Source organism: Microbacterium sp. AC132, from assembly GCF_979258525.1.
The window spans coordinates 1,165,680-1,190,452 of record NZ_OZ409862.1; the positions used below are offsets into that span (position 1 = coordinate 1,165,680).

Annotated in this window: 21 protein-coding genes; 11 read left to right on the plus strand and 10 right to left on the minus strand. The window is 67.5% G+C overall.

Features of this window, described 5'->3' with window-relative positions:
* Positions 1-68: 68 nt before the first annotated feature.
* Entirely contained in the window at positions 69-428 is a 360-nt protein-coding gene (locus tag ACZZZQ_RS05415; protein WP_056276387.1) for a nuclear transport factor 2 family protein, read from the plus strand.
* A 92-nt stretch (positions 429-520) separates the two neighbouring features.
* The gene (locus ACZZZQ_RS05420) at positions 521-2,608 is read left to right on the plus strand and encodes an APC family permease (RefSeq protein ID WP_463508087.1); all 2,088 of its coding nucleotides are present in this window, start codon (positions 521-523) and stop codon (positions 2,606-2,608) included.
* 6 nt (positions 2,609-2,614) lie between these two features.
* On the opposite strand, the gene ACZZZQ_RS05425 is transcribed toward ACZZZQ_RS05420, so the two are convergent.
* Positions 2,615-4,021, minus strand: a complete 1,407-nt coding sequence (locus ACZZZQ_RS05425; RefSeq protein WP_463507064.1) for an aminotransferase-like domain-containing protein — start codon at positions 4,019-4,021, stop codon at positions 2,615-2,617.
* On the opposite strand from ACZZZQ_RS05425, the gene ACZZZQ_RS05430 reads away from it, so the two are divergent.
* The 3 genes from ACZZZQ_RS05430 to ACZZZQ_RS05440 are packed head-to-tail and all read left to right on the plus strand — an operon-like array spanning position 4,020 to position 6,214.
* The gene (locus ACZZZQ_RS05430) at positions 4,020-4,970 is read left to right on the plus strand and encodes a DMT family transporter (protein WP_463507065.1); all 951 of its coding nucleotides are present in this window, start codon (positions 4,020-4,022) and stop codon (positions 4,968-4,970) included. The genes ACZZZQ_RS05425 and ACZZZQ_RS05430 overlap by 2 nt on opposite strands.
* Positions 4,970-5,581, plus strand: coding sequence for an FMN-binding negative transcriptional regulator (locus ACZZZQ_RS05435; RefSeq protein ID WP_463507066.1), 612 nt, complete (start codon positions 4,970-4,972; stop codon positions 5,579-5,581). The genes ACZZZQ_RS05430 and ACZZZQ_RS05435 overlap by 1 nt, the downstream gene beginning before the upstream one ends.
* A 9-nt stretch (positions 5,582-5,590) precedes the next feature.
* Entirely contained in the window at positions 5,591-6,214 is a 624-nt protein-coding gene (locus tag ACZZZQ_RS05440; RefSeq protein WP_394194886.1) for a GNAT family N-acetyltransferase, read from the plus strand.
* Here ACZZZQ_RS05440 and ACZZZQ_RS05445 read toward each other — a convergent pair.
* The 9 genes from ACZZZQ_RS05445 to ACZZZQ_RS05485 all read right to left on the minus strand — a co-directional run bounded on the left by ACZZZQ_RS05445 (position 6,178) and on the right by ACZZZQ_RS05485 (position 16,641).
* Positions 6,178-6,879, minus strand: a complete 702-nt coding sequence (locus ACZZZQ_RS05445; protein WP_053098545.1) for a GntR family transcriptional regulator — start codon at positions 6,877-6,879, stop codon at positions 6,178-6,180. The two genes, ACZZZQ_RS05440 and ACZZZQ_RS05445, sit on opposite strands and share 37 nt — an antisense overlap.
* Position 6,880: 1 nt before the next feature.
* Complete coding sequence (locus ACZZZQ_RS05450; protein WP_072590588.1) at positions 6,881-7,621, minus strand: GntR family transcriptional regulator; 741 nt, start codon at positions 7,619-7,621, stop codon at positions 6,881-6,883.
* Between the two features lie 212 nt (positions 7,622-7,833).
* The gene (locus ACZZZQ_RS05455; RefSeq protein ID WP_463507067.1) at positions 7,834-9,012 is read right to left on the minus strand and encodes an SLC13 family permease; all 1,179 of its coding nucleotides are present in this window, start codon (positions 9,010-9,012) and stop codon (positions 7,834-7,836) included.
* Positions 9,013-10,297: 1,285 nt separating this feature from the next.
* Positions 10,298-11,275, minus strand: coding sequence for an RHS repeat-associated core domain-containing protein (locus tag ACZZZQ_RS05460; RefSeq protein ID WP_463507068.1), 978 nt, complete (start codon positions 11,273-11,275; stop codon positions 10,298-10,300).
* A gap of 1,084 nt (positions 11,276-12,359) precedes the next feature.
* Positions 12,360-13,466 (minus strand): DUF4240 domain-containing protein, encoded by a 1,107-nt coding sequence (locus ACZZZQ_RS05465; protein WP_463507069.1) that lies wholly within the window; start codon positions 13,464-13,466, stop codon positions 12,360-12,362.
* 36 nt (positions 13,467-13,502) lie between these two features.
* On the minus strand, positions 13,503-14,591 hold the full coding sequence (locus ACZZZQ_RS05470) for an RHS repeat-associated core domain-containing protein (protein WP_463507070.1): 1,089 nt from the start codon (positions 14,589-14,591) through the stop codon (positions 13,503-13,505).
* Between the two features lie 135 nt (positions 14,592-14,726).
* On the minus strand, positions 14,727-15,083 hold the full coding sequence (locus tag ACZZZQ_RS05475) for a YciI family protein (RefSeq protein ID WP_053098543.1): 357 nt from the start codon (positions 15,081-15,083) through the stop codon (positions 14,727-14,729).
* Positions 15,080-16,354: an RNA polymerase sigma factor gene (locus ACZZZQ_RS05480; RefSeq protein ID WP_463507071.1), complete on the minus strand. Its 1,275-nt coding sequence runs from the start codon at positions 16,352-16,354 to the stop codon at positions 15,080-15,082. Before ACZZZQ_RS05480 ends, ACZZZQ_RS05475 begins: the two co-directional genes overlap by 4 nt.
* Before the next feature lie 95 nt (positions 16,355-16,449).
* A complete protein-coding gene (locus ACZZZQ_RS05485; RefSeq protein WP_150115145.1) occupies positions 16,450-16,641 on the minus strand; it encodes a hypothetical protein in 192 nt (63 codons plus the stop codon).
* Positions 16,642-16,924: 283 nt separating this feature from the next.
* Here ACZZZQ_RS05485 and ACZZZQ_RS05490 point away from each other — a divergent pair, with 283 nt between their 5' ends.
* Genes ACZZZQ_RS05490 through ACZZZQ_RS05515 form a run of 6 tightly spaced genes read left to right on the plus strand, consistent with a single transcriptional unit; the run spans position 16,925 to position 24,691 of the window.
* Positions 16,925-17,014, plus strand: coding sequence for a potassium-transporting ATPase subunit F (locus tag ACZZZQ_RS05490; protein ID WP_056276367.1), 90 nt, complete (start codon positions 16,925-16,927; stop codon positions 17,012-17,014).
* The gene (kdpA, locus tag ACZZZQ_RS05495; protein WP_463507072.1) at positions 17,014-18,699 is read left to right on the plus strand and encodes a potassium-transporting ATPase subunit KdpA; all 1,686 of its coding nucleotides are present in this window, start codon (positions 17,014-17,016) and stop codon (positions 18,697-18,699) included. Before ACZZZQ_RS05490 ends, kdpA begins: the two co-directional genes overlap by 1 nt.
* A 1-nt stretch (position 18,700) precedes the next feature.
* Entirely contained in the window at positions 18,701-20,845 is a 2,145-nt protein-coding gene (kdpB, locus tag ACZZZQ_RS05500; RefSeq protein ID WP_463507073.1) for a potassium-transporting ATPase subunit KdpB, read from the plus strand.
* A gap of 41 nt (positions 20,846-20,886) precedes the next feature.
* Positions 20,887-21,486 carry a potassium-transporting ATPase subunit KdpC gene (gene kdpC / locus ACZZZQ_RS05505; RefSeq protein WP_463507074.1) on the plus strand — a complete coding sequence of 200 codons (600 nt, stop codon included), beginning with the start codon at positions 20,887-20,889 and terminating at the stop codon, positions 21,484-21,486.
* 14 nt (positions 21,487-21,500) lie between these two features.
* The gene (locus ACZZZQ_RS05510; protein ID WP_463508088.1) at positions 21,501-24,023 is read left to right on the plus strand and encodes an ATP-binding protein; all 2,523 of its coding nucleotides are present in this window, start codon (positions 21,501-21,503) and stop codon (positions 24,021-24,023) included.
* A complete protein-coding gene (locus ACZZZQ_RS05515) occupies positions 24,020-24,691 on the plus strand; it encodes a response regulator (protein WP_053098537.1) in 672 nt (223 codons plus the stop codon). Before ACZZZQ_RS05510 ends, ACZZZQ_RS05515 begins: the two co-directional genes overlap by 4 nt.
* Positions 24,692-24,773: the final 82 nt, after the last annotated feature.

Below are 24,773 nucleotides of genomic sequence, written 5' to 3' on the forward strand. Positions count from 1 at the left end.
ATCGCCGATGAGAAATTCGGTCCGGCGCGGTCTTGACGATGTCGGAGGCCGGGTCTACAACGGACGACATGGCTACCGCAGGCGAGAAGTGGACAGAGGCGTACGTCGAGGCGTGGCGATCGAACGACCCGCAGCAGATCGCGGCGCTCTTCAGCGAAGACGCGATCTACCTCACGAGCCCCGACGCCGAGCCGCGGGTCGGTCGGGCCGACATCGTCGCCGGCTGGCTCGAGGACCTCGACGATCCGGGCACGTGGTCGTTCGAGTGGTGGATCGTCCGCGAGGATGACGACTTCGTGGCGATCGAGGGGCGCACGCAGTACCCGTCTGAAAGGGACTATCTCAATCTCTGGATCGTCCGACTGGATGCCGAGGGCCGGGCGACCGCGTTCACCGAGTGGTACATGCCGCGCCCTCATTCCGAGTGACCGCCTCGGCCCCGTAAGGATTCCGTTAGGGACACCGGGGGCACCCGTAGGGATTCCGTGAGGAACGCGTGAGGAAGCCGTTCGCGGGCGTAATGTCGCCCGACGTGTCAGATGAAACCCGGGACAACCTCGACGCTCCTCCTCGCGTGAAGCGCATTCTCATCGGCGACCCGCTGACGAGCGCACAGGTCGACGATCAGCTGCTCCCGAAGAAGATGGCGTTGCCGATCTTCGCGTCGGACGCTCTGAGCTCGGTCGCCTACGCGCCGCAGGAGCTCGTGATGATCCTCCTCATCGGCGGACTGACGTTCCTGTCGTTCACGCCGCTCGTCGCGGTCGCGGTCGTCGTGCTGCTGATCGTCGTCGTGCTCAGCTACCGGCAGCTCATCAAGGCCTACCCCTCGGGCGGCGGCGACTACGAGGTCGCCTCGAAGAACCTCGGCGAGATCCCCGGCGTCATCGTCGCGGCCGCGCTGCTGGTCGACTACGTGCTGACGGTCGCCGTGTCGGTGGCATCCGGCGTCGACAACATCATCTCGGCGGTGCCGGGCCTCGATCCGCTGCGCGTCGAGCTGGCGGTCGGATTCGTGATCCTCATCATCCTGGTGAACCTGCGAGGAGTGCGCGAGGCCTCGCTCGTCTTCGCGATCCCGACCTACGTGTTCATCGCCTCCGTCGGCTTCATGATCGTGACCGGGCTGTTCCGCACCTTCCTCGGCGATGCGCCGGTCGCCTCGAGCGCCGAGTTCGCCGTGCACTCCGAAGACCTCGGCCAGGCCGCGGTGATCCTTCTCATCCTGCGGGCGTTCTCGAGCGGATGCTCGGCCCTCACCGGCGTCGAGGCGGTGTCGAACGGCGTGCCCGCCTTCCGCACCCCGAAGGTCCGCAACGCCCAGACCACGCTCGTGCTGATGGGTTCCATCGCCGCGTGCCTGTTCGCCGGGCTCACCGCCCTGGCCCTGATCACCGGCGTGCACTACGCCGAGAACCCGTGCGACCTGATCGGCTTCGACTGCTCGAACCCGCAGCCGAGCCTGATGGCGCAGATCGCGTCTGCGACGTTCGGCGGCGGCAGCATCCTGTTCTTCATCATCCAGGCGGCGACCGCCTGCGTGCTGCTGCTGGCTGCCAACACCGCCTTCAACGGATTCCCGCTGCTCGGCTCGGTGCTCGCCCGTGACGGCTATGCCCCCAAGTCGCTGAACACCCGCGGCGACCGCCTCGTGTTCTCGAACGGCATGATCGTGCTGGGGATCGCGGCGATCATCGTGCTCGTGGTGTTCCAGGCGAAGCTCACCACGCTGATCCAGCTCTACATCATCGGCGTCTTCGTGTCGTTCTCGCTCGGGCAGATCGGCATGGTCCGGCACTGGCGCCGCGTGCTGCGCGGGCCGCTCGAGACGACTCCCGGATCGGGCGTCGACGGCGCCTCGGCATCCGACCGCCGCTCGGCGAAGATCGGGCTGGTCATCAACTCGGTGGGCGCCGCGATGACGGTGGCGGTGCTGCTGATCGTGACGATCACGAAGTTCACGCACGGCGCCTACCTGGTGTTCTTCGCGATCCCGGTGCTGGCGTTCCTGATGATGGGTGTGAAGCGGTACTACCGCGACGTCGAGCACGAGATCGCGATCGACGACACGACGAAGTTCGGCGCGACGGGCGACCTGGCGATCGTGCTCGTCAACCGTCTGCAGAAGCCCGTCATCAAGGCCATCGACTATGCGGTCGCCGCGAAGCACGGCAAGACGCTGGCGGTGCACGTCGCCGTGGCATCCGACGATGCCGCGCAGCTGCAGAAGGAATGGGCCGACCACCTCGTGCCGATCCCCCTGGTGATCGTCGAGTCGCCGTTCCGGTCCTTCGCTCAGCCGGTGACCCAGTTCATCACGCAGTACCGCGAGAAGCACGGCTCGTCGGTGGTCACGGTCTACCTGCCGCAGTACATCGTGGGGCACTGGTGGGAGACATTCCTCCACAACCGGCGCTCGCGTCGTCTCGCCAACCAGCTGATGCTCGTGCACGGGGTGTCGATCACGCTCGTGCCGTGGCTGCTCGACTCGTCCGAGCTGATCTATGGACGGCGCTCGCGTCCCCTGCCCGGGCAGGAGCGTGCGGGGCGTCCGGTCGTCGTCAGCGGGCGTCGCGCGCACCGGCCCGAAGGTCCGCCCGAGAGCTGACGCTGCTCAGGATGCGGCGAGCACACCCCCGAGGATTCTCGCCGCCTCCGTGAATCGCGACGGGTCGGCGTGGGCGTAGTTGAGGCGCACATACGACCCGGAGGGCTCGGCGGGGAACCACTCGGCCCCGGGAGAGATGATGAGGCCGCGCGCCTCGCATGCGCGAACGACGGCCACGACATCGGTGCCCTCCAGAAGCCGCGCCCAGAGGTTGAGGCCGCCGGTCGGCACCGTCTCGACGATCGCCGTCGGAGCGTGCTCGGCGAGGCTCGAGAGCAGCAGATCCCGTCGCGCCCGCAACTGTTCTCTGAATCCGCGGAGGTGAGTCCGCCAGGCCGGTTGGGTCACGACGTCGAGCGCTGCGGCCTGCAGCACCCCGCTCACGTACATCGACTCGGCGGCGCGGTCGGCGAGGATGCGTTCGCGAGCCGGGCCGCGGGCGATCAGCGCTGCGATCCGCAGCGACGGTGAGACGCTCTTTGTCAGCGAGCGGAGATAGACGACATGGCCGTCATCGTCCATCGCCGCGATCGGCCGCGGATCGCCATCGATGGCAAGATCGTGCGCCCAGTCGTCTTCGATGAGGAAGGCCCCGTGTCGACGCACGCTTTCGAGCACGGCGAGGCCCGTCGCCGCCGGCCACCTGGCGCCGGTCGGGTTCGCGAATGTGGGTTGCGCGTAGAACGCGCGAGCCCCGGTCTCGGCGAAGGCTCGCTCGACGGCATCCGGATCCGGACCGTGGGGGCCCGACGGGATCGGCACCAGAACCACCCCTGCCTGCTCAGCAGCGAGCAGCGCACCCCAGTAGGTGGGGGACTCGATCAGCAGCGGCTGGCCGGCGCCGACCACAGCTCGGAAGATCGAACTCAGCCCGCTCTGACTGCCCGCGATCACGAGAGCATCCCTCGCGGACGCCGGAGCGACGTCTGCCGGTGCGGATGCCGCGAGCTCGGCGGCGAACCATGCCTGGAGTTCGGGCAGCCCGGCGGCGGGTGAACGGGTGAGCGCCGAGGAGGTTCGCGCCGCGCGGGTGATCGCCTGGCGGACGAGCCGTTCGGGAAGCAGCTCGACGGCGGGGTACCCCGAGTGCATGCCGATCGCATCGGGGGCGACGGTGCGCTGCGTCGAGGTGAGACCGGCGAGTCTGGCGGGAGGCGCCCCGAGGGCGGATGTCTGCCATCCGTAGTCCGCAGCGCGGGGCGGTCGCTGCGCCCGCACGAACGTGCCCGCCCCCGGTCTCGACTCGACAAGCCCCAGTCGCGCCAGGTGTGCCATGGCCTTCTGCACCGTCACGGGGCTCGCACCGTACTCCGCGACGAGGGCGCGATTCGACGGCACGCGGGCGCCCGGCGGAGCCGACGCGATCCACCGGCGGAGGCCGGCCACGATTCGGTCACTGCTATCCTGACTCATGAAACAAAAGAGTAGCGTTATCGTCCGCCCACGTGCGCCGCTATCCTCGAGTCCCGGGCTCTGGTGGGGACTCCTCGGCGTCACCGCCTTCTCGTTCACTCTCCCGTTCACCCGCATCGCGGTCGGCGGCCTCTCGCCGCTGTTCATCGGATCCGGCCGCGCGGTCGTCGCCGCAGCGCTCGCTGCCATCGCTCTGGCGGCCACCCGGCAGCATCCGCCGACCAGGGTGCAATGGTGGCGACTCGCGATCGTCGCCGGCGGCGTGGTCGCGGGGTTCCCCCTCTTGACGTCGTTCGCCATGACCGCCGCACCGGCGAGCCACGGCGCCGTGGTGATCGGCCTGCTCCCCGCAGCGACGGCCGTCATCGTCGTGCTCCGCACGCGCGAACGGCCGGGACGTGCGTTCTGGTGGTTCGCCGCACTCGGCGCCATCACGGCGGTGGTCTTCGCGTCACTGCAGAACGGGGATCTCGGCGCACTCCACTGGGCCGATCTGCTGCTGTTCGCCGCGGTGCTCGCTGCGGCTGTCGGCTATGCGGAGGGCGGCCTGCTGGCTCGGGAGCTCGGAGCTTGGCAGACCGTGTCGTGGGCGCTCGTGCTCGCCGCGCCGCTGATGCTCGTGCTGACCCTGGCCTCGGCGGTCGCCGACCCGCCGACGGCATCGCCGGTGCAGTGGCTCGCCTTCGCCTACCTCGCCGTGGTGAGCATGTTCCTCGGATTCTTCGCCTGGTACCGCGGGCTCGCGATCGGGCCCATGGCCCCGGTGAGCCAGATCCAACTGGTCCAACCCGTGATGAGCATCGCGTGGGCCGCGCTGCTTCTTCATGAGCAGATCGGATGGCCCACCGCGCTCGGCGGCCTGGCCGTCATCGTGTGCGCCGCGCTCGCGGTGCGCACCCGACTGATCCATCCCCGACCCACCACCCGCCCCCTGAACGAGGAGTTCTGATGCGCCACACACCCCGTTACCTGATGACCGACCCGCTCGAGGTGAAGCGCCTGATCCGCGGCAACCCGTGGGCGACCTTCGTGTCCCCCGCGAGCACAGGGCTGGTCGCTTCGCATTACCCCGCGCTGCTGATCGAAGACGAACACGAGATCGTGATCGCGAGCCACTTCGGTCGCCCCGACGAGCAGCTGCATGAACTGGGCGCGCACGAGGTGCTCGTGATCATCCAGGGCCCCCACGACTACGTGTCGCCCAGCCTCTATGCACCCGGCGACCTCGTGCCCACCTGGAACCACGTGACCGCTCATCTCTACGGCACTCCCGAGATCCTCACCGAGGAGGAGAACTACGCCATGCTCGCGCAGCTGACCGACCACTTCGAGAAGGGAATGCCGCACGGGCGCAGCCTGTCGGAGGACGAGGCCGGCACCCGGCGAGCGGCGAAGGGAACCGTCGGACTGAGGATGCGTGTCGACCGGTTCGACGCGCGCGCCAAGCTGAGCCAGAACAAGTCTCCCGAGGTGCGAGACACCATCACCGGGCGGTTCGACGAGACGAACGCGGCACTCGCGGCCGAGATGCGTCGAGTGTCCGGCCACGCCCCTCAATAGGCTGGGGCGATGACCGATTCGCCGCACACCGACGTCTGGCCCGTCCGCACCGAGCGGCTGCAGATCCGGCCGATGACGGCACCCGACGTCGACGTCATGTGGGAGTGGCGTCGACGGCCGGAGGTGAACCGGTGGCTCGGACTCGCGCCGGCCACACTCGAGGAGTTCCGCGAGCTGTATCTCGACCCCGGCCGGCTCACGTCGATGTACCTCGTCGAGCTGATCACGGAGAACGACGGGCCCACGCCGATCGGCGACATCATGATCAGGATCGGTGACGGCTGGGCGCAGCTCGAGGTCGCCGATCAGGCGAGGGGCGTCGAGGCGGAGCTCGGCTGGGTGCTCGACCCCGCGCACACCGGTCGCGGCTATGCGACCGAGGCCATCCGCGCCGTGATCGACGTCTGCTTCGGTCCGCTGGGGCTGCGCCGGGTGCACGCCGGATGCTTCGCCGACAACGAGCCCTCGTGGCGTCTGATGGAGCGGCTCGGCATGCGCCGGGAGGAGTTCAGCCGCAAGACCGCTCTGCACCGGTCGGGCGAGTGGCTCGACGGGCTCAACTACGGCATCCTCGCGGAGGAGTGGACACCGACGCGTCAGAGTTCTGTGACCCCGTCGACCACGAACGTGTAGAGGTCTCTCACCAGATCAGTCGCTTCGAGGCGGTCGCGATCGCGCGCTGCGGCGACGAGCGCGTCGACGACCGATCGGAGCATGGCGGGGTTGCGGGGCCGGCTGAGCGAGCGGATGCCGAGCACCAGCGCCGTGCGCTTCGACGCGTGCAGGGCGCTGAGGTGTCGGTTGCGCGAGAACACCGCGAGCAGGTCGAGCAGTTCCCACAGCCCCTCCGCTCCGATGACCTGATCGCTCTCGTCCGACGCCCAGAGTTCGCGGACGGTCGCCGCCCGCTCGGCGAGATCGGCGATCTGCGCCTCGGTCGCCTCCGCGATGCCGAGGTCGGCCGCCGCGATCGACAGGCCGGAGCACTCAGCGGCGACAGCGACGAACCACGCGGGGGTCGGCGTCACGACGACCGACGCCCTGTTCAGACGGTGCTCGATCAGATGCATCGCTTCAAGGGTGCCGAGGGCTGATCGCACGGTCGCCGCGGCGACGGTGAGCCGCTGTGCGAGGGCGGTGACCGATAAGGGATCGCCGGGCGCCAGTTCGCCCGACTCGATCGAGTGCGCGAGCGAGTCGACGACGGCATCCGCTCGGGAGGTGATGACGGGCGGTGGCTGCTCGACCCCTCCCAGCAGTCGCGTGGAGTTCAGCCTGTCGATCCGCCGGTCGGGCATGTCAGTCCCCGGGTAAGAGGACGGCGGGCGTCGAGCCGGCGGAGACGGAGGCGGATGCCGCGGCGAGCGCCGCCGCCGCGCGGAGAGGTTCGATCGTCGATCTCAGGAACAGCGGTTCGATGAGGTCGCGTACCCCGACGCCGTCGCGCCGATCGAGCAGGGCACGCAGCTGATCGAGGGCCGCGCGCATGTAGTCGACGAGTTCGTCGGGCACGCGTTGCGCGGGCACTGTTCGGGTGAGGTGCAGCACCAGCTGACCGTCGAGGATGTCGATCATCGTCTGGTTGTGCGCGTTGAGCACGATCTCGCCCCACAGCGCGTACCAGAGGCTGAGCCCCTCGCGACTCGAGGTTCCTGCGAGCTCGGCGACCAGGAGTCCGTCGATCCTCTCGTGCAGAGAGGCGACCTGCTCGTCGGTGTAGGTCGGCACTGCTCTGACGGCGCAGTATCCGATCATGGCGACGGCGGTCTCGACACGTTCCGCCTGTGCCTCGAGGTCGACCGGCGCGACGCGTGTGAACCGGTTGGTGCTGACCTCGATGAGTCCGAGGTCGGCGAGACGGTTGAGAGCCTCGCGGATGGGCGTGCGGGAGACGCCGTATTCGGCCTGCAAGTCCTGGTCGCGAATCTCTTCGAGGGGTTGCATGCGCCCAGAGATGATCTCTTCGGCGAGCGTGGCGAAGACCTGGTCGCGGATCAGCTGCCGCGGCCGGATCGGCAGAGATGCGCTGATGTCGCCCACGGGCACACTTTATGCCGGTGTCATGCCGACGCACCATACATCAGGCACTGAAGTTTCACCGGATCCGACGGCATGTGCGTAGCGTTGCGGAGTAGGGCAGCGACCCTCACCCGGCACACACTCCCCATGTCGTGCCGCGGACCTCCCCCAGATCCCGTGACGCGAGTCGCTGCCCTGTTCCCTCCCCTGCGGCCGGGATCGGGATGCCGGTCTCAGCCTGCGACGAAGGCGAGCGCGAGCGTGGCGACCAGCACCGTCGGCACGGCGACGATCGCACCCCAGAGCATCAGGCTGCCCCAGCGGATCTCGACCCCCAGCGACACCACCCTGTGGTGCCAGAGCAGCGTGGCGAGCGATGCCCACGGGGTGATCAGGGGGCCGAGGTTCACGCCGATCAGCAGCGCCATGAGCGCGACCGGATCGCCGGCTGTGGGTTCGAGGATCAGGTAGGCGGGCAGGTTGTTGACCCCGTTCGCGGCGAGCGCGCCCGCCGCAGAGAGACGCAGCAGTTCTGCGGGCGCGTGGCCACTGGTCGCGAGGACCGACAGGAAGTCGAGGATGCCGTTCGCGTGCGCGGTCTCGACCACGACGAACAGGGCCGCCGCCAGGCCGATCGCCGGCCATGGCACGAGCGAGAGTCGCAGCACATGGCGACGCCGGATGCCGAACACGACGATGAGCACGAGCGCTGCGACCGTCGCGGGGATCCACACGTCATGGGTCACTGCGAGCAGCGGCATCAGGAGCAGCAGGATGGCGGACGCCGCCCAGAAGAGCATCCGGTCGGAAGGGGCACCGCCTGTCGGAGTGCGATACCCGCCGAAAAGCGTGCGCCGGTGTCGCAGCGTGAGGATCACGACGGGCACGAGCACCCCGACCAGAGTCGGCGCCCAGCTCAGCGCGAGGAACGCGAGCGGGTCGTCACCGATCGACCGTGCCGCGAGCAGGTTCGTGAGGTTCGAGACGGGCAGGGCGAGGGACGCCGTGTTCGCCAGCCACACGGTGACGAGGGCGAACGGAAGCGGCGGGATGCCGACGCTCTGCGCGAGCACGACCACGACCGGCGTCACGATCACCGCCGTGGTGTCGAGCGACAGAAACACCGTGCTGATGACGGCGAGCACCACGACCGACAGCCACAGCAGGATGACCCGCCCGTGGCCCCATCGAGCAAGACGCTGCGCGACGACGTCGAACACCGCAGCGTCCCGGGCCAGCTCGGCGACGACCGTGATCGCGATGACGAACCCCAGCACCGGTGCGATGCGAGCGCCGAGCGCCCCGGCATCCGCGGGTGGAAGGATGCCCGTGACGATGCAGACGAGTGCGACGGCGATGAGCGCCAGGACGATGATCGTCCCCGCTCCCAGCCGCCGCCGCGTCGCACTCACTCGCTGAGTGTAGATCCGGAGGGGGTGTGATCCGGTGAGCGTCCGGGACCGCCGCGCCGCATCCGCTGATGGTTGCGGCGCACTGGGCGAAGGATCTGATCGCACTCCGGAAGGCGTTCACCGGGATTTCTCACTTGCGTCTGCTCCTACGCTAGTGGGGGTTCATCTCGAGCGCTTCCCTCATGAGCCGAGCGAGGAGAACGACGTTGCGGCTACGCCCGACGGTGACGGGCAGAGGCACCCGTCGACCTGTCACACGCTCTACCTCGATCATGCGCAGGGAACCGATGAACGGGAGCCATCCGACGCCATCGCCACCCGCACCGTAGTAGCGAGTCACATCGAAAGCCGAGACCTGTCCGCGAGTGAAGGAGTAGCGGCGAAACCACGACACCACGACTACTTCGCCAGGCCCAGCCCACACGCCAAGGAAGAACGACCGAAGGAGTGCGGCCACGGCGACGCCGTATACCGGAACACCAATCCACCAATACTCCGAGCCCCAGCTGACCAAGACGAACAGGCCACTAGCCGTCGCACCCCAGAGCAAGCAGCCCAGCCGGGCACCGCCACCAGAACCTCTCACCTTCCCCACGCCGGTCACATCTCCCTATAAGGCTTGCCCCAGTTCACAGTTCAAGTCGTAGCCGCGAACATTCGCTATCTGCACTGCAGATTTATCTCGGTCGACAGTATGGCCCGAGACTCAACTCTGCGGCTTCAGAAAACTCCCGCAAAGAGAATGGATCCCGAAACCAGTGCGAGCAGTCCGTAGGCGAGCAAGATGGTTCCCACGGTTATAGCTATCGAGTGCCGCTTTGGCAGTCGAAGCTCGTGCGCGCCCTGCCATTCCGCCCTTCGCCCCCACGCGCGAATTCCCACCGCGAGACCGAAACCCGCAGCACCAGCACCAGACACAACGAGCAAGACAGAGGTTACTTTCCAGGCAACGCCACCCCCTGCAAAGATTGACGACAGAATGTGGTCAAAGTCACTTCCGCCAGAGATACTTCCGCTGGCCGCTGCGGCAACGGTCAACGCAAGGCCAAACGCCATCTGCATCAGACCAACTCCCACGGCGTACACGACAGGGGACCTTCCATTGCCACGCGTCAACCCCGAATTCGACAGGTTATGGGCGAATCGGCGTCGGAGCACAACTACGGCAACCCCGCCCGCTATGAGGATCGCACCGAGGAAAAGGAAAACTGCAGAGATGACATTCATACTTCCAACCTGCCTGTTTGCATTCGACTCCCACGATGACAACTGAGTTGCGTTACGTTCAACGTTGAGTAAACAACCATAGTAATCCCGCTCCCCCCGACACTCCGTTCGATTCAAATGGGGGCGCCATGATCGTCGAAGCTGTGATCCCTCCCGCGTAGAGCCATCCCGCCCAGCACTTGCTATCCCACCCGTTCCCCAGACAGTCCGTGGCTGCAGACGCGACGGAGAACGGCAATGCGGCCACTCCAAGCCCCTTAGAAACTACCGCTGCGACGAGGCACGCATGTGGGCCGCCGAGGCACCCGAGGGACGCAGCCGCACCTAGGCCGTTGAGCGCGACAGATACGACGCCGAAACCTACTGACAGTCCGTTCCAGATGTCATTGTCCGAGATCTCATCTGTAGGCAGAAGCGGACGCGACGCCGTCCGCACGGCGAGCCTGTTTTTCACAACTGGCACCCCCAGAAACCTGGCCGCCGTGGTGGCTTGCGTCCGCTGACTCCGCTGCGTTGTGCTGCTCGTGGCGCTGTTCTTCGTAAGGGCGGGTCCCTTCCACTTGTCTCCCGCCAGATCGTGCATGTTGATGGGATCGGTGGGCCACGCGTAGTCGTTCGCGCCGCCACCCTCAACGGGGTCGACCTGCAGGAACCGGCCCAGCGCGGGCACATACAACCGGACACCCATCTCGACAACGAGCGTCGAGCCCACCGACTCTGCCGGCTTCAACGCGCCCTGATGCCAGAGCGTGTTGCCGGCCACCTGACCGGTGTCATTCGACGCCGCAGTGCCGATCGCGAACGTCACCGGATCCACCGGCTGTCCGAACGGATCCCACAACAGCAATGCCCCGTTCGCCCCGCCCGACCGGGTCATCAACCCGTGACCGGCGAGATTCGGGAACGACCACGTCACCGTGCCCGCCTGATTCGTCCATGACACCCCACCCGGCAATCCGAGACTGCGGGTCAGGGCAGTGCCGACCTTCTGACCCCATGCCGCATCCCCCGCCGCCGCGAACAGATACCGCGTCACCACCGCAGGCGCAGACCCCGCCGGATCCATCGTCCGCGACAAAGTACAAATCCATGTAGGCCTGATTCGGGCCTGAGCAACAAGCTAGTGGCGCCTTCATCCTCGACTCTTCCACGAAGGCGCTCGAACCGAATCACCGTCCGCGCTTAGCGAAGGTGCAAGATAGCGGCGTAGATGCTAGTTGAAGTGCTGCACCAGGGCGACTGTGGCACCGCCCACGACCCATAACCCGAACAAGACGAACACTGCTCCCAGAACTCGCGTGGCCCGCGAGGACTGCGTGCCAGCTGACGCATCCGCGACGCGCTTTCCGAGAAGCGTTCGCTGCGACCTGTAGATCGCTTCGTTCGTGCGTCTCGCGTGCATGGCGATCCACGCGCCAACCAGGATGATCAGAGGACCAGCGATGAGTCCGGAAACGATGATTCCTGGATTGATCATCTCTTCACCACCCCCATCCGCCTTGCGCGCTACATCTGGCCTTCACTCCGGATCCTAATCCGCCCCCTGCATATCCGAGCGGGCCATTCTCTCGAATGCCGACTTCGACATAGACGCCAAGCGACGCGACCGTCCCCTCACGAGATCTATCAAGCCAGAATCCGGGGCCAGACTCTGTCGAGGCGCCGGCGGTGAGACTGATCCTGAGTCGCGATGGCACGTGCCGAGGCCGCGTTCAGGGCCCGACGTGCCCACGAACGTATTCGGACACCAGGCATCTTCACACATCAATCTCTACTTGCCCCGCTCAGGAGCTAGCCAGGCGAACTACTGACGCTATACCGAGACAGATCATCGCCAGCCCGATACTCACAGCGATCACACCGACGAAACCAACCCAGAATGAGCTCTGAAGGAGTTCGAACGCCGCAGACGCGCTCCGCCCGACCAGTCGCCTTTGCCGCTTCCTAGTCTGCTCCCATAGTGCCTTGCGGAATCGGACAATCATGACGCCCGCCACGATGGCTCCCAATCCGAAAATCAAGTAGATCAATACCTGTCCCAAGTTTGCGGCGTCCTCACCAACCGCCCCAGCCAACACCGCAATCTCGATTCACCGACTACACGAACAGATACCGCATAATCACTGATCTGCTGATTCCCCGTCGATATAGAGCTTTCTGTACTGCTCGAGAGCCAGCGAAGTTCGACGGGTCGTTTCGGCGATCGGAACGCCGCTCATCGGTCCTCGGGCGCCAGACCTCCAGACTCGTACCCGAGAGTCCAGCACCTCCTCGTCCTCGAGTTGCGAGGCGAGGAAAGGGATCAGCTCCTCCCGCGCTCGCCTCTGGGATACAGCCATAAGGCACCCCATGAGCTCCCGAACGTGTCCATCAGCGCTTGCGCTGTATGCAACGAAGGAAAAGAAGACCAGTCTCTTCAGTAGTTCCGAGTCTCCTGTCTCGCGCCGCGGGTCGAGGACACTCGGGGAGAACGCACTGAGACTGGGTGTACGAAACCACGGAGCCGGTTCGACGTTGGACCAATTTGCCGAGTTTCGCCCCGTCTCGATTTCCACGAGTGCAGGTATGAGTGGTGAGGGGGCGACGTCATCAACGATCCCCAACAACCTCTCGCCCAAAGCCCCGTCGTCATGCGCACCAGCCTGAGGCGCTTGTATCGCCTTCTGGTACGCCAGCTCTCCACGTGCCACAATCTCGCAGCGATAGTAGAGGGAAGAATCGGCACTCACGATGCTCTCGTCGCCGAAGTTGCTGCGCACCGTGTTTCCCGGATGATCGAGATCATGAAGCTTCTGCCAGAGTGCGTCCCGAAATCCGACAATTTCCCTGTACGAAAGACCACTCAATCGGTCGATCAATCGCGACAGGGAGGTCCGGTCTAGACCTTCGCGGAGCACGCTGATGTGCTGCCAGAACTCGTCGTCAGACATCGGGAACCGCTCCACGCTTATCAGCTGGGGCTCTTCGATGCCTCGGAGCGCTTCGGTGATCCAGGCCCCCGGGTCTCGGAACGTCGCCGAAAGGATGCGATTCACCACGAGAGCCGGACCCTCATGCCTTACACGGATGGGCCAATGCGAGAGTACCTCGAGTTCCGACCCATCTTCCGGAGCCTCAACTCCGAACCAGTCGTTCTCGTACGTCTGAAAGCGCACCGAATCTTGCACTCGCCGACCTCGGCGATAAAGCACCCTCACTGCCCAACCAGGGGTGATCATCGAGTCCATCGCCACTTCCTCCGACATCCTTGCCTGACAGCCATGTCACTTGCAGCTTGGATTCTGACCGGGCGGGCACTGTCCATGCTCCCAGTAGTAGTCGAGTATGTACCCATACTCGACTTTTCGTGCCCCGTAGTAGCCGGGAGTGATCGGCTGCATGGCCGTCCATCCCCATCCGCAGGCACTCCCGTAGTACCGCTCACACGCCACCACCTGAGACTTTGGCCTCGCAGAAGGGTCCGCGCCGCTTGTGATCCCATACTTGTATGTGCTCGCCGTTCCCAGTTGATAGATCTCATATACCTGATACTTCTTGTCCTTCCGGAATGTCGTCGAGACCGGACGCGGAATCGACCGCGGAACGGTGCCGGCGTCTCCCCCGGTCTTGGTGCGGCTATCCACCCTGGGGACTGTGAAGTTGATCGCGGGCAGTCGCGACAGAGTCCTCAGAACCACATAAGCAGCCATCAACAGCACTACCGCGACAAGGACTGCAACGATGAACAGAGGCAACGCGAACTTCCCGCTCAGATCGTGCTGATTGATGGGGTCCGGTGGCCACACATAGTCGTTGGCGACACCGCCTTCGATGGGGTCGACCTGCAGGAACCGGCCCAACGCGGGCACATACAACCGGACACCCATCTCGACCACCAATGTCGACCCCGCCGACTCCGCAGGCTTCAACGACCCCTGATGCCACAGCGTGTTGCCAGCCACCTGACCAGTGTCATTCGACGCCGCCGTGCCGACCGCGAACGTCACCGGGTCCACCGGCTGCCCGAACGGATCCCACAGCAGCAACGCCCCATTCGTCCCACCCGACCGGGTCATCAACCCGTGACCGGCAAGATTCGGGAACGACCACGTCACCGTGCCCGCCTGATTCGTCCACGACACCCCACCGGGCAACCCCACACTGCGGGTCAGGGCAGTGCCGATCTTCTGGCCCCACGCCGCATCCCCCGCGGCCGCGAACAGATACCGCGTCACCACTGCGGGAGAAGACCCCGCCGGGTCCATCGTCCGCGACACGATCCGCCCCGTCGAATCCCGGGCGATCACCACCGTCGAACCATCCGCGTAGGTCGTCCCGACGTGACGGTTTGCCGCGTCATAGGTGAACTGCATGTCACCCAGACGCGTCGTGTTGCCCCGCGCGTCATAGACGATCTCCGCAGCCGGAACACCATCCGCCACACTCGACGCACCAGGGATCGCCCCCGTCACCGCCGTCGAGCGCAACCGATCTAAGCAGTCCGGCCTTCAGTCCTCGTCCCAGGGGAGTTTCACCACCGGCAGGATATACACCCGCCCCATCACTGCGGTCGGATGCTTCGCCATGAAGCTCGCCGCCTCGTCGATCGACTCGGCGGTGACGATGTCGTAGCCGGCGAACCATTCCTTGAACTCCGGGAACGGGCCGTCGGTGACGAGCACCTTGCCGTCTCGCACCGCCACCGACTTGGCTTGGTCCGCCCCGGCGACGGGTGCGCCCTCGCCCAGGCTGCCGGCCGCCCTGCCCTCATCCGCCCAGTCTTCGAGAAGGCGCTGATCCTCTCCCTGCGGCATCGTGCCGCCGGTCGGGTCGGTCATGTGGATCACGAGGTACTTGTTGCTCATCTGCTCTCTCCATTCGTCGTGCGCCCGGGCTCCCCGGGTGCGAGGGGCGCCGCGAGCTCGTCGCGGCGTCGGGTCAGGTGGATGATCTCCGCGGTGTTGTCGGCGAGGGCGATCGCGCGCTCGTAGGCAGCCCGAGCATCGTCCGGCCGGTCCGCAGCGCGCAGCAGCTCTGCGCGCGTCACGTGGAAGGCATGGAACTGATCCAGCGCATCGCGCAGCGTCTCCACGATCAGCAGTGCTCGTTCGGGCGAGTCCCGCTCTGCGACGGCGACCGCCCTGCTGAGGGTCACGACCGGGCTGGAATCGATCCGCTCGAGCTGCTCGTAGAGTCCGACGATGCGCGCCCAATCGGTGTGCTCGGCATCCGTCGCCCGCACATGCACCGCGTTGATCTCGGCCAGCAGTCGGTGACGACCGGGGGCCGCGGTGGGTGGCTCGTCGAGCAGTGCGAGGCCTCGACCGATGAGCTCGTGGTCCCACGCGCCACGGTCCTGTTCGTCCAGGCGCACCAGCTCGCCGCCGTCGGTGACGCGTGCCGCGGCGCGCGCCTCGCTGAGCAGCATCAACGCCAGCAGACCCGTGACCTCCTCGTCGGCGGGCAGCAGCTCGCGGAGCAGTCCGGCGAGCCGGATCGCCTCGCCCGTCAGCTCGCGACGCAGTGCGGGCACTCCGGCCCCGGACGCGAAATACCCTTCGTTGAAGATCAGATAGAGCACTGCGAGCACTCCGTCGATCCGGAGGCGGAGGTCGTCGGCAGCCGGCATCCGATACGGGATCCGGTCGGTCTTGATCTTCGCCTTGGCTCGGGTGATGCGCTGCCGCACCGCAGATTCCTGGATGAGGAAGGCCCGGGCGATCTCTTCGACGGTGAGCCCGCCCACGATCCGCAGGGTCAGGGCGACGCGCGCTTCGAGCGACAGCGCCGGGTGGCAGCAGGTGAAGAGCAAGCGGAGGCGATCGTCGTCGATGACGCCCGTCGGCTCCGGCGGTTCGGGATCGTGCAGCATGAGAGCCTCCCGCTGCTTGGCATCGCGGAACGACTCACGACGCAGTCGATCGATGGCCTTGCGGTAGGCCGTGGTGGTAATCCACCCGGCGGGATTGGGCGGCACTCCCTCGTCCGGCCATCGCTCAGCGGCCGAGGCGAACGCCTCAGCAGCCATCTCCTCGGCGAGGTCGAGATCACCGCACCGTCGGGTGAGTCCTCCCACGATGCGCGCCCACTCGTCGCGATAGACCTGCGTGACCCGCGCACCGGCGTCGGCGTTCACCGAGGCTCCTCGATTCGATTCCGGCGCTGCATCACTCAGACTCTCTCCGTCCGCTCGATCGAGCAGTTTCCGCTCCGATCCTGCCGTCAGGACGATCATCCCGGTTCCCCGCTTCCGCCGGAAGAGATGCGCGCCCAGAGCCGGCGAGCGCGCACACGGAGGGAAGGGCGCCGGATCAGACCAGGATGCTCGAGCGCCGTCCGACGTCGCACGATCTGCTCCTCGGCGTGCTCAGCCTCGAGCCGGTAGACGAGGTTCGCCACCATCGGGTCGTTGTACACAGTCACCACCGCACCTCTCGCGTCTGAGGCCACCCGATCGGGGACCTCCTACCCGAACCACGAACGACGAACGACGAATGCGACAACGAGACGCGAGAAAGTCGGATCGACCCCGAGATGTGAGCAAGTCGCATGCATCCCGCACGGCCCCGTAGGCAAAGCGTGAGGATCGCGATATTCCGGTCTGCACGGGAGTTGTATCGAGTCTCGTGCTCGACATCATCTACATCGCGCTGACTCTCGCGCTGTTCGCCCTCGTCTCCCTGGTTGCGAAGGGGGTGGAACGACTGTGATCGTCTTCGAGATCATCGCCGCCGCCCTCGCCGTGGCCGCCGTCGTCTACCTCGTGGTGGCTCTCGTCGCCCCGGAGAAGTTCTGATGGGCGCCGGCGCCGACCTCTGGTTCGGCATCCTGCAGACCGCGGTCCTCATCATCGCCCTCGTGCTGCTGTACCGCCCGGTGGGCGACTACATCGCCCACGTCTTCAGCACCCCGCGCGACCTGAAGGCCGAGCGCGGCCTGTACCGACTGATCGGCGTCGACCCGGCATCCGAGCAGACCTGGCGGGCCTATGCCCGCAGCGTGCTCGCGTTCTCGGTCGTCGGCCTGCTGCTCGTCTACGGGCTGCAGCGACTGCAGAGCTTCCTGCCCCAGTCGCTCGGACTCCCGGCCGTGCCCGAAGGGCTCGCGTTCAACACCGCGGCGTCATTCGTCGCGAACACCAACTGGCAGTCGTACTCGCCCGAGCAGACCATGGGCTACACCGTGCAGCTCGCCGGCCTCACGGTGCAGAACTTCGTCTCGGCCGCCGTCGGTCTAGCCGTCGCGGTCGCGCTGATCCGCGGCCTCTCGCGCCGCGGCTCGACCACGATCGGCAACTTCTGGGTCGACCTGATCCGCGGGCTCGGACGCATCCTGCTGCCGATCGCTTTGATCGCCGCCATCGCCCTGATCGCGGGCGGCGTGGTGCAGAACTTCGCCGGCTTCACCAACGTGACCACGGTCTCGGGCGGCACGCAGACCATTCCCGGCGGACCCGTCGCCTCACAGGAGGCCATCAAGCTGCTCGGCACGAACGGCGGCGGCTTCTTCAACGCCAACTCGGCGCATCCGTTCGAGAACCCGACCGGCTGGACCAGTCTGCTGCAGATCCTGCTGATCCTCGTGATCCCGTTCTCACTCCCCCGCACGTTCGGTCGCATGATCGGCGACAACCGCCAGGGCTACGCGATCGCCGCCGTGATGGGAACGATCTTCCTGATCTCGACCTTCGCGCTCTCGGCCCTCGAGCTGGCCGGCCGCGGCAGCGCTCCGGAACTCGCGGGTGCGGCGATGGAGGGCAAGGAGGTGCGCTTCGGCATCCTCGGCTCGACCCTGTTCGGCAGCGCCAGCACCCTGACGTCGACCGGCGCCGTCAACTCGATGCACGACTCGTACACGGCACTCGGCGGGATGATGCCGATGCTCAACATGATGCTCGGCGAGGTCGCGCCCGGCGGCGTCGGCTCCGGCCTCTACGGGATGCTCGTGCTCGCGATCATCGCGGTGTTCGTCGGCGGACTGCTGGTGGGCCGTACACCCGAATACCTCGGCAAGCGCATCGGCCCGAAGGAGATCAAGCTCGCGAGCCTCTACATCCTCGTGACGCCGACCCTCGTGCTGGCGGGCACCGCACTGAGCTTCGCGATTCCCGGCATCCGAGCGGATGTCGAAGCGACCAGCATCCTGAACCCGGGCGTGCACGGCATGAGCGAGGTGCTCTACGCCTTCACCTCGGCGTCGAACAACAACGGATCGGCATTCGCCGGCCTCACCGCGAACACCCCGTGGTTCAACACCGCACTGGGCATCGCGATGCTGCTCGGCCGGTTCATCCCGATCGTGCTCGTGCTGGCTCTCGCCGGTTCCTTCGCCGCACAGCAGCGCGTACCCGAGAACACCGGAACCCTGCCCACGCACCGGCCGCAGTTCGTCGGGCTCCTCGCCGCCGTCGCGGTCATCATCACGGCACTCACCTACTTCCCCGTGCTCGCACTGGGACCCCTCGCTGAAGGACTCGTCTGACATGACCCTCATCACCACGCCCTCGGAACAGCAGGATGCTGCGGCATCCGCCCCCGCCTCGACCGAACCGCCGCGCTCGTTCGGCTGGGCGCAGCTGACCCAGGCCCTGCCCGGCGCCCTGCGCAAGCTCAACCCCGCGTCGCTCGTGCGCAACCCCGTGATGCTCCTCGTCTGGGTCGGTGCCGCATTCACGACCGTGCTCGCGATCGCCGAGCCGTTCCTCGGCGGCCCGGCCGACTCCGGCGGAACACCCGTGCCCGCACCCTTCACCTGGGGCATCGCGATCTGGCTGTGGCTGACCGTGCTGTTCGCCAACGTCGCCGAGTCCGTGGCCGAGGGCCGCGGCAAGGCCCAGGCCGCGAGTCTGCGCAAGACCCGCACCAGCACGATGGCCCGCAAGGTCGTCCGCTATGACTCGGCGACGGATGCCACGGCCGAGCGCACCGAGGCGGTCGACGTCTCATCGGCCGAGCTGCAGCGCGACGACATCGTGATCGTCACGGCGGGCGAGCTGATCCCCGGCGATGGCGACATCGTGGCGGGCATCGCGACCGTCGACGAATCGGCCATCACCGGCGAGAGCGCCCCGGTCATCCGCGAATCCGGCGGTGACCGCAGCGCTGTCACCGGAGGCACCCGCGTGCTGTCGGATCGCATCGTCGTGCGCATCACCTCGAAGCCCGGCGAGACGTTCGTCGACCGCATGATCGCGCTCGTCGAGGGCGCCAGCCGTCAGCGCACACCCAACGAGATCGCGCTCAACATCCTGCTCGCGAGCCTGTCGATCGTGTTCGTCGTAGTGGTGCTCGCGCTCAACCCGATCGCCTCGTATGCGGCCTCGCCCGTCAGCATCCCGGTGCTGATCGCCCTGCTCGTGTGCCTGATCCCGACCACGATCGGCGCCCTGCTCTCGGCCATCGGCATCGCCGGCATGGACCGTCTCGTGCAGCGCAACGTGCTCGCGATGTCGGGCCGCGCCGTCGAGGCCGCAGGCGACGTCACGACGCTGCTGCTCGACAAGACCGGCACCATCACCTACGGCAACCGGCGCGCCCACGAGGTGCTTCGCCTCGGCGGCGTCGACCCCGACGAGCTGCTGCGTGTCGCTGCCCTCTCATCCCTCGCCGACCCCACGCCCGAGGGCGCCTCGATCGTCGAGCTGGCGCTGAGCCGCGGCATCCGGGTCGACGAGCCGGCGGATGCCGTGGTCGTGCCGTTCACCGCGCAGACCCGCATGTCGGGACTGGACCTCGCCGACGGGACGCAGATCCGCAAGGGCGCAGGCTCGGCGATCGACGCCTGGCTCGGGCTCGACACGGATGCCGAACTCGCCGGCCTCGTCGACGGCGTCGCCTCGAGCGGCGGCACCCCGCTGGTGGTCGCCGTGAAGCGTCCGGCGGGATCCGGCGAGGTGCTCGGCGTCGTGCACCTCAAGGACATCGTGAAAGACGGCCTGCGCGAGCGGTTCGAGGAGCTGCGCAGCATGGGCATCCGCACTGTCATGATCACGGGCGACAACCCGCTGACCGCCGCGGCCATCGCGAAGGAGGCGGGCGTCGACGACTTCCTCGCCGAGGCGACACCCGAGCAGAAGCTCGAGCTGATCAAGCGTGAGCAGGAGGGCGGGCGACTCGTCGCCATGACGGGCGACGGCACGAACGACGCCCCCGCTCTCGCCCAGGCCGACGTCGGCGTCGCGATGAACACGGGAACGTCGGCCGCGAAGGAGGCCGGCAACATGGTCGACCTCGACTCGGACCCGACCAAGCTCATCGACATCGTGCGCATCGGCAAGCAGCTGCTCATCACTCGCGGCGCGCTCACGACCTTCTCGCTCGCGAACGACATCGCCAAGTACTTCGCCATCATCCCGGCGATGTTCATGGGGGTGTTCCCGGGCCTCGCGGCGCTCAACATCATGCAGCTGCACTCGCCGGCATCCGCCGTGACCAGCGCGATCATCTTCAACGCGATCGTGATCGTCTTCCTCATCCCGCTCGCGCTGCGCGGGGTGAAGTACCGCCCGGCGAGCGCCTCGCAGATCCTGCAGCGCAACCTGCTCGTCTACGGCCTCGGCGGAGTGATCGCACCGTTCATCGGCATCAAGCTGATCGACCTCGTCATCACCCTCATCCCCGGCTTCTGACCGGCGTCCGTCTTCGTCCTTCTCTCATCGAAAGGCACTCCATGTCCTCCTCCCGCACCGTCGCCCGCACCACCGGCGTCGCCATCCGCGCGATGCTCGTGCTCACCCTCGTGCTCGGCGTCGGCTACACGCTCGTCGTCACCGGCATCGGTCAGCTGCTGCTGCCGTTCCAGGCGAACGGCTCGCCGCTGGGCGACGACAAGGGCAGCTCGCTGATCGGTCAGTCCTTCACGGATGCCGACGGCGACGCACTGCCCGAGTACTTCCAGGCGCGTCCGTCGGCCGCCGGTGACGGCTACGACGGGGCCGCGTCCGGCGGCAGCAACCTGGGACCGGAGAACCCCGACCTCGTCGCGGCGATCGACGAGCGCCAGGCGGCCATCGCCGAGCGCGAGGGTGTGAGCACGGATGCCGTGCCGGCCGACGCTGTGACGGCATCCGGATCCGGCCTCGACCCGCACATCAGCGTCGCGTACGCGCTGCTGCAGGTGCCGCGGGTGGCGGCCGAGCGCGACCTGCCCGCGCAGCAGGTGCGCGACCTCGTGGAGTCTAGGATTCAAGGGCGGGATCTGGGATTCCTCGGCGAAGAACGCATCAACGTCGCCGAACTCAATCTCGCGCTCGATGAGCAGGAGGGCTGATGACGGCAGAGCGGATGCCGCGGCGCGGCCGACTCCGCGTGCTGCTCGGCGCAGCCCCCGGTGTCGGCAAGACCTTCGAGATGCTGGTCGAAGGGCGTCGGCTGCTCGACGAGGGCCGCGACGTCGTGATCGCGATCGTCGAGACGCATGAGCGCGCGGCGACCGCCGCGCAGACCATCGGCATCCCCGAGGTCCCCCGTCGCACCGATCTGCACCGGGGCGTGCCGCTCAGCGAGATGGACCTGGATGCGGTGCTCGCACGCCGACCCGAGATCGCGCTGGTCGACGAACTCGCGCACACCAACACCCCCGGCTCGCAGAACCCGAAGCGCTGGCAGGACGTCGGTGCGCTGCTCGACGCGGGCATCGACGTCGTCACGACGGTGAACGTGCAGCACATCGAGTCGCTGAACGCGGTGGTCGAGAAGATCACCGGCATCGCGCAGCAGGAGACGATCCCGGATGCCGTGGTGCGCGCCGCCGACGAGATCGAGGTCGTCGACCTGGCGCCGCAGTCGCTGCGCGACCGTCTCTCCGCCGGACTCGTCTACCCGGCGGAGCGGATCGACGCGGCCCTGTCCAACTACTTCCGTCTGGGCAACCTCACGGCTCTGCGTGAACTCGCACTGCTGTGGCTCGCCGACGAGGTCGACAGCGCGCTGCGCAGCTACCGGGCCGACCACGGCATCGAGGGCACCTGGCAGGCGCGCGAGCGCGTGGTCGTCGCCCTCACCGGCGGACCCGAGGGCGAGACGCTGCTGCGCCGAGGGGCCCGCATCGCCGCACGCTCGGCCGGCGGCGAACTGCTCGCCGTGCACGTCGCCGCGCAGGACGGGCTGCGCGATGAGACCCCCGGCGCCCTCGCCGCGCAGCGGTCGCTCGTCGAATCCCTCGGCGGCAGCTTCCACCAGATCATCGGCGACGACATCCCCGGCACGCTCGTCGAGTTCGCCCACGGGGCGGATGCCACTCAGCTCGTGATCGGTGTCAGCCGGCGTGGGCGTCTCGCGGCGGCGCTGACGGGACCGGGCATCGGCTCGGAGGTCATCCGCCGCTCCGGCGACATCGACGTGCACATCGTCACCCACGCCGCCGCGGGCGGCCGCGTCGCACTCCCCCGCATCACCGGCGGCGCCCTCGGCTGGCGACGTCAAGCGCTCGGGTTCGCACTGGCGCTCGTCGTCGGCCCGCTGCTCTCGTGGGCGATGTTCGCGTTCCGCAGCCCCGAGTCGATCACGGTCGAAGTGCTCGCCTTCCAGCTGCTCGTCGTGATCGTGGCCCTGGTGGGAGGCGTGCGGCCTGCCGTCTTCGCGGCGGTGCTGTCGGGCGTCACCCTCGACTTCCTGTTCGTCGCCCCGCTCTTCACCATCACGATCGCGCACCCGCTGCACGTGCTCGCCCTCGCGCTGTACGTGACCATCGCCATCCTCGTCAGCATCATCGTCGACCAGGCCGCCCGGCGAGCCCGCACCGCCCAGCGCGCCGCCGCGGAGGCAGAGCTGCTCGCGGCCGTGGCCGGCAACGTGCTGCGCGGCGACAACGCGGTGCTCGCCCTCGTCAGCCGCACGCGCGAGGCGTTCGGACTCACCGGCGTCCGCCTGCTCACCGCCGACGGCGAGGTGCTCGCCAGCGACGGCGAACCCGTGCCCGACGGACGCGCCACGACCATCCCGGTCGGTGCCGGAGGATCGGCACCCGCCGTGCTCGAGCTGCACGGCGAACCGCTCGACACCCCCGCCCGACGCCTGCTCGACGCGATCGTCGCGCAGCTGACGGCGGCCATCGAGCACACCGACCTGCGCGCCACGGCGCGCGAGGTCGCTGCCCTCGCCGAGACCGACCAGGTGCGCAGCGCCCTGCTCTCGGCGGTCAGCCACGACCTGCGCCGCCCTCTGGCCTCGGCCGTCGCCGCGATCGGCGGACTCCGCGGGGCGCACTCGCTGTCGGCATCCGATCGGGAAGAGCTGCTCGCGACCGCCGACGAGAGCCTCGCGACCCTGTCGTCGCTCGTGACAGACCTGCTCGACGTCAGCCGGGTGCAGGCTGGAGTGCTCGCCGTCTCGACCATGCGGCTCGATGTCGCTGGCCCCGTGCTCGCTGCCGTCGACGAGCTCGGCCTCGGGCCGTCGGATGTCGAGCTCGCGCTCGATGCCCAGCTACCCGCCGTGTCGGCCGACCCGGTGCTGCTGCAGCGAGTGCTCGTCAACGTCATCGCGAACGCCCACCGTCACGCGCCCGCCGACAGCCGGGTGATCGTCTCGACGAGCACGATCGGCGACCACGCCGAGATCCGCATCATCGACCGCGGTGCCGGCGTTCCCGCCGAGAAGCGCGACGAGATCTTCCAGCCGTTTCAGCGCCTCGGCGACACCGACAACACCACCGGCCTCGGCCTCGGCCTCGCCCTCTCGCGCGGATTCGCCGAGGGCATGGGCGGTACCCTGACACCCGAGGACACCCCCGGCGGTGGACTCACCATGGTCATCTCGCTGCCCCTCGCAGCAGAGCCCGACATCAGGCAGGAGGAGACGGAGTGAAGCTCCTCATCGCCGACGACGACCCGCAGATGGTGCGCGCACTGCGCATCACCCTCGCCGCCCACGGGTACGAGGTGGTGGTCGCCCCCGACGGCGCCGCCGCCGTGGCCGTCGCCGCACAGACTCACCCCGACCTCATCATGCTCGACCTCGGCATGCCGCGACTCGACGGCATCGAGGTGATCCAGGCGCTGCGCGGCTGGACGACCGTGCCGATCATCGTCGTGTCGGGTCGCACCGGGTCCGCCGACAAGGTCGAGGCCCTGGATGCCGGAGCCGACGACTTCGTCACCAAGCCCTTCCAGGTCGACGAGCTGCTCGCGCGGCTGCGGGCGCTGTCTCGTCGGGCGGTGCCCGCGGGCGGGGAATCCACCGTCGGGTTCGGCGATGTGGTGGTCGACCTCGCGACGAAGACCGTCACCCGGGCGGGTGCGCGCGTGCACCTGACACCGACCGAATGGCGCATGCTCGAGCACCTCGCCCGGCATCCCGGAGCCCTGGTCACCCGGCAGGATCTGCTCAAGGAGATCTGGGGCAGCGAACAGGTGTCCGACTCGGGCTACCTGCGGCTGTACATGTCGCAGTTGCGCAAGAAGCTCGAGGCCGAGCCGAGCGCACCGGTGCACCTGCTCACCGAGTCGGGCATGGGCTACCGGCTCGTCCTCTGAGCCAGGTCTGCCGTTCTCGTCATTCTCGGTTCACAACTCAGCATGAGCTGCTGTCAACCGACGGAATCGGCGGGTTCACCTC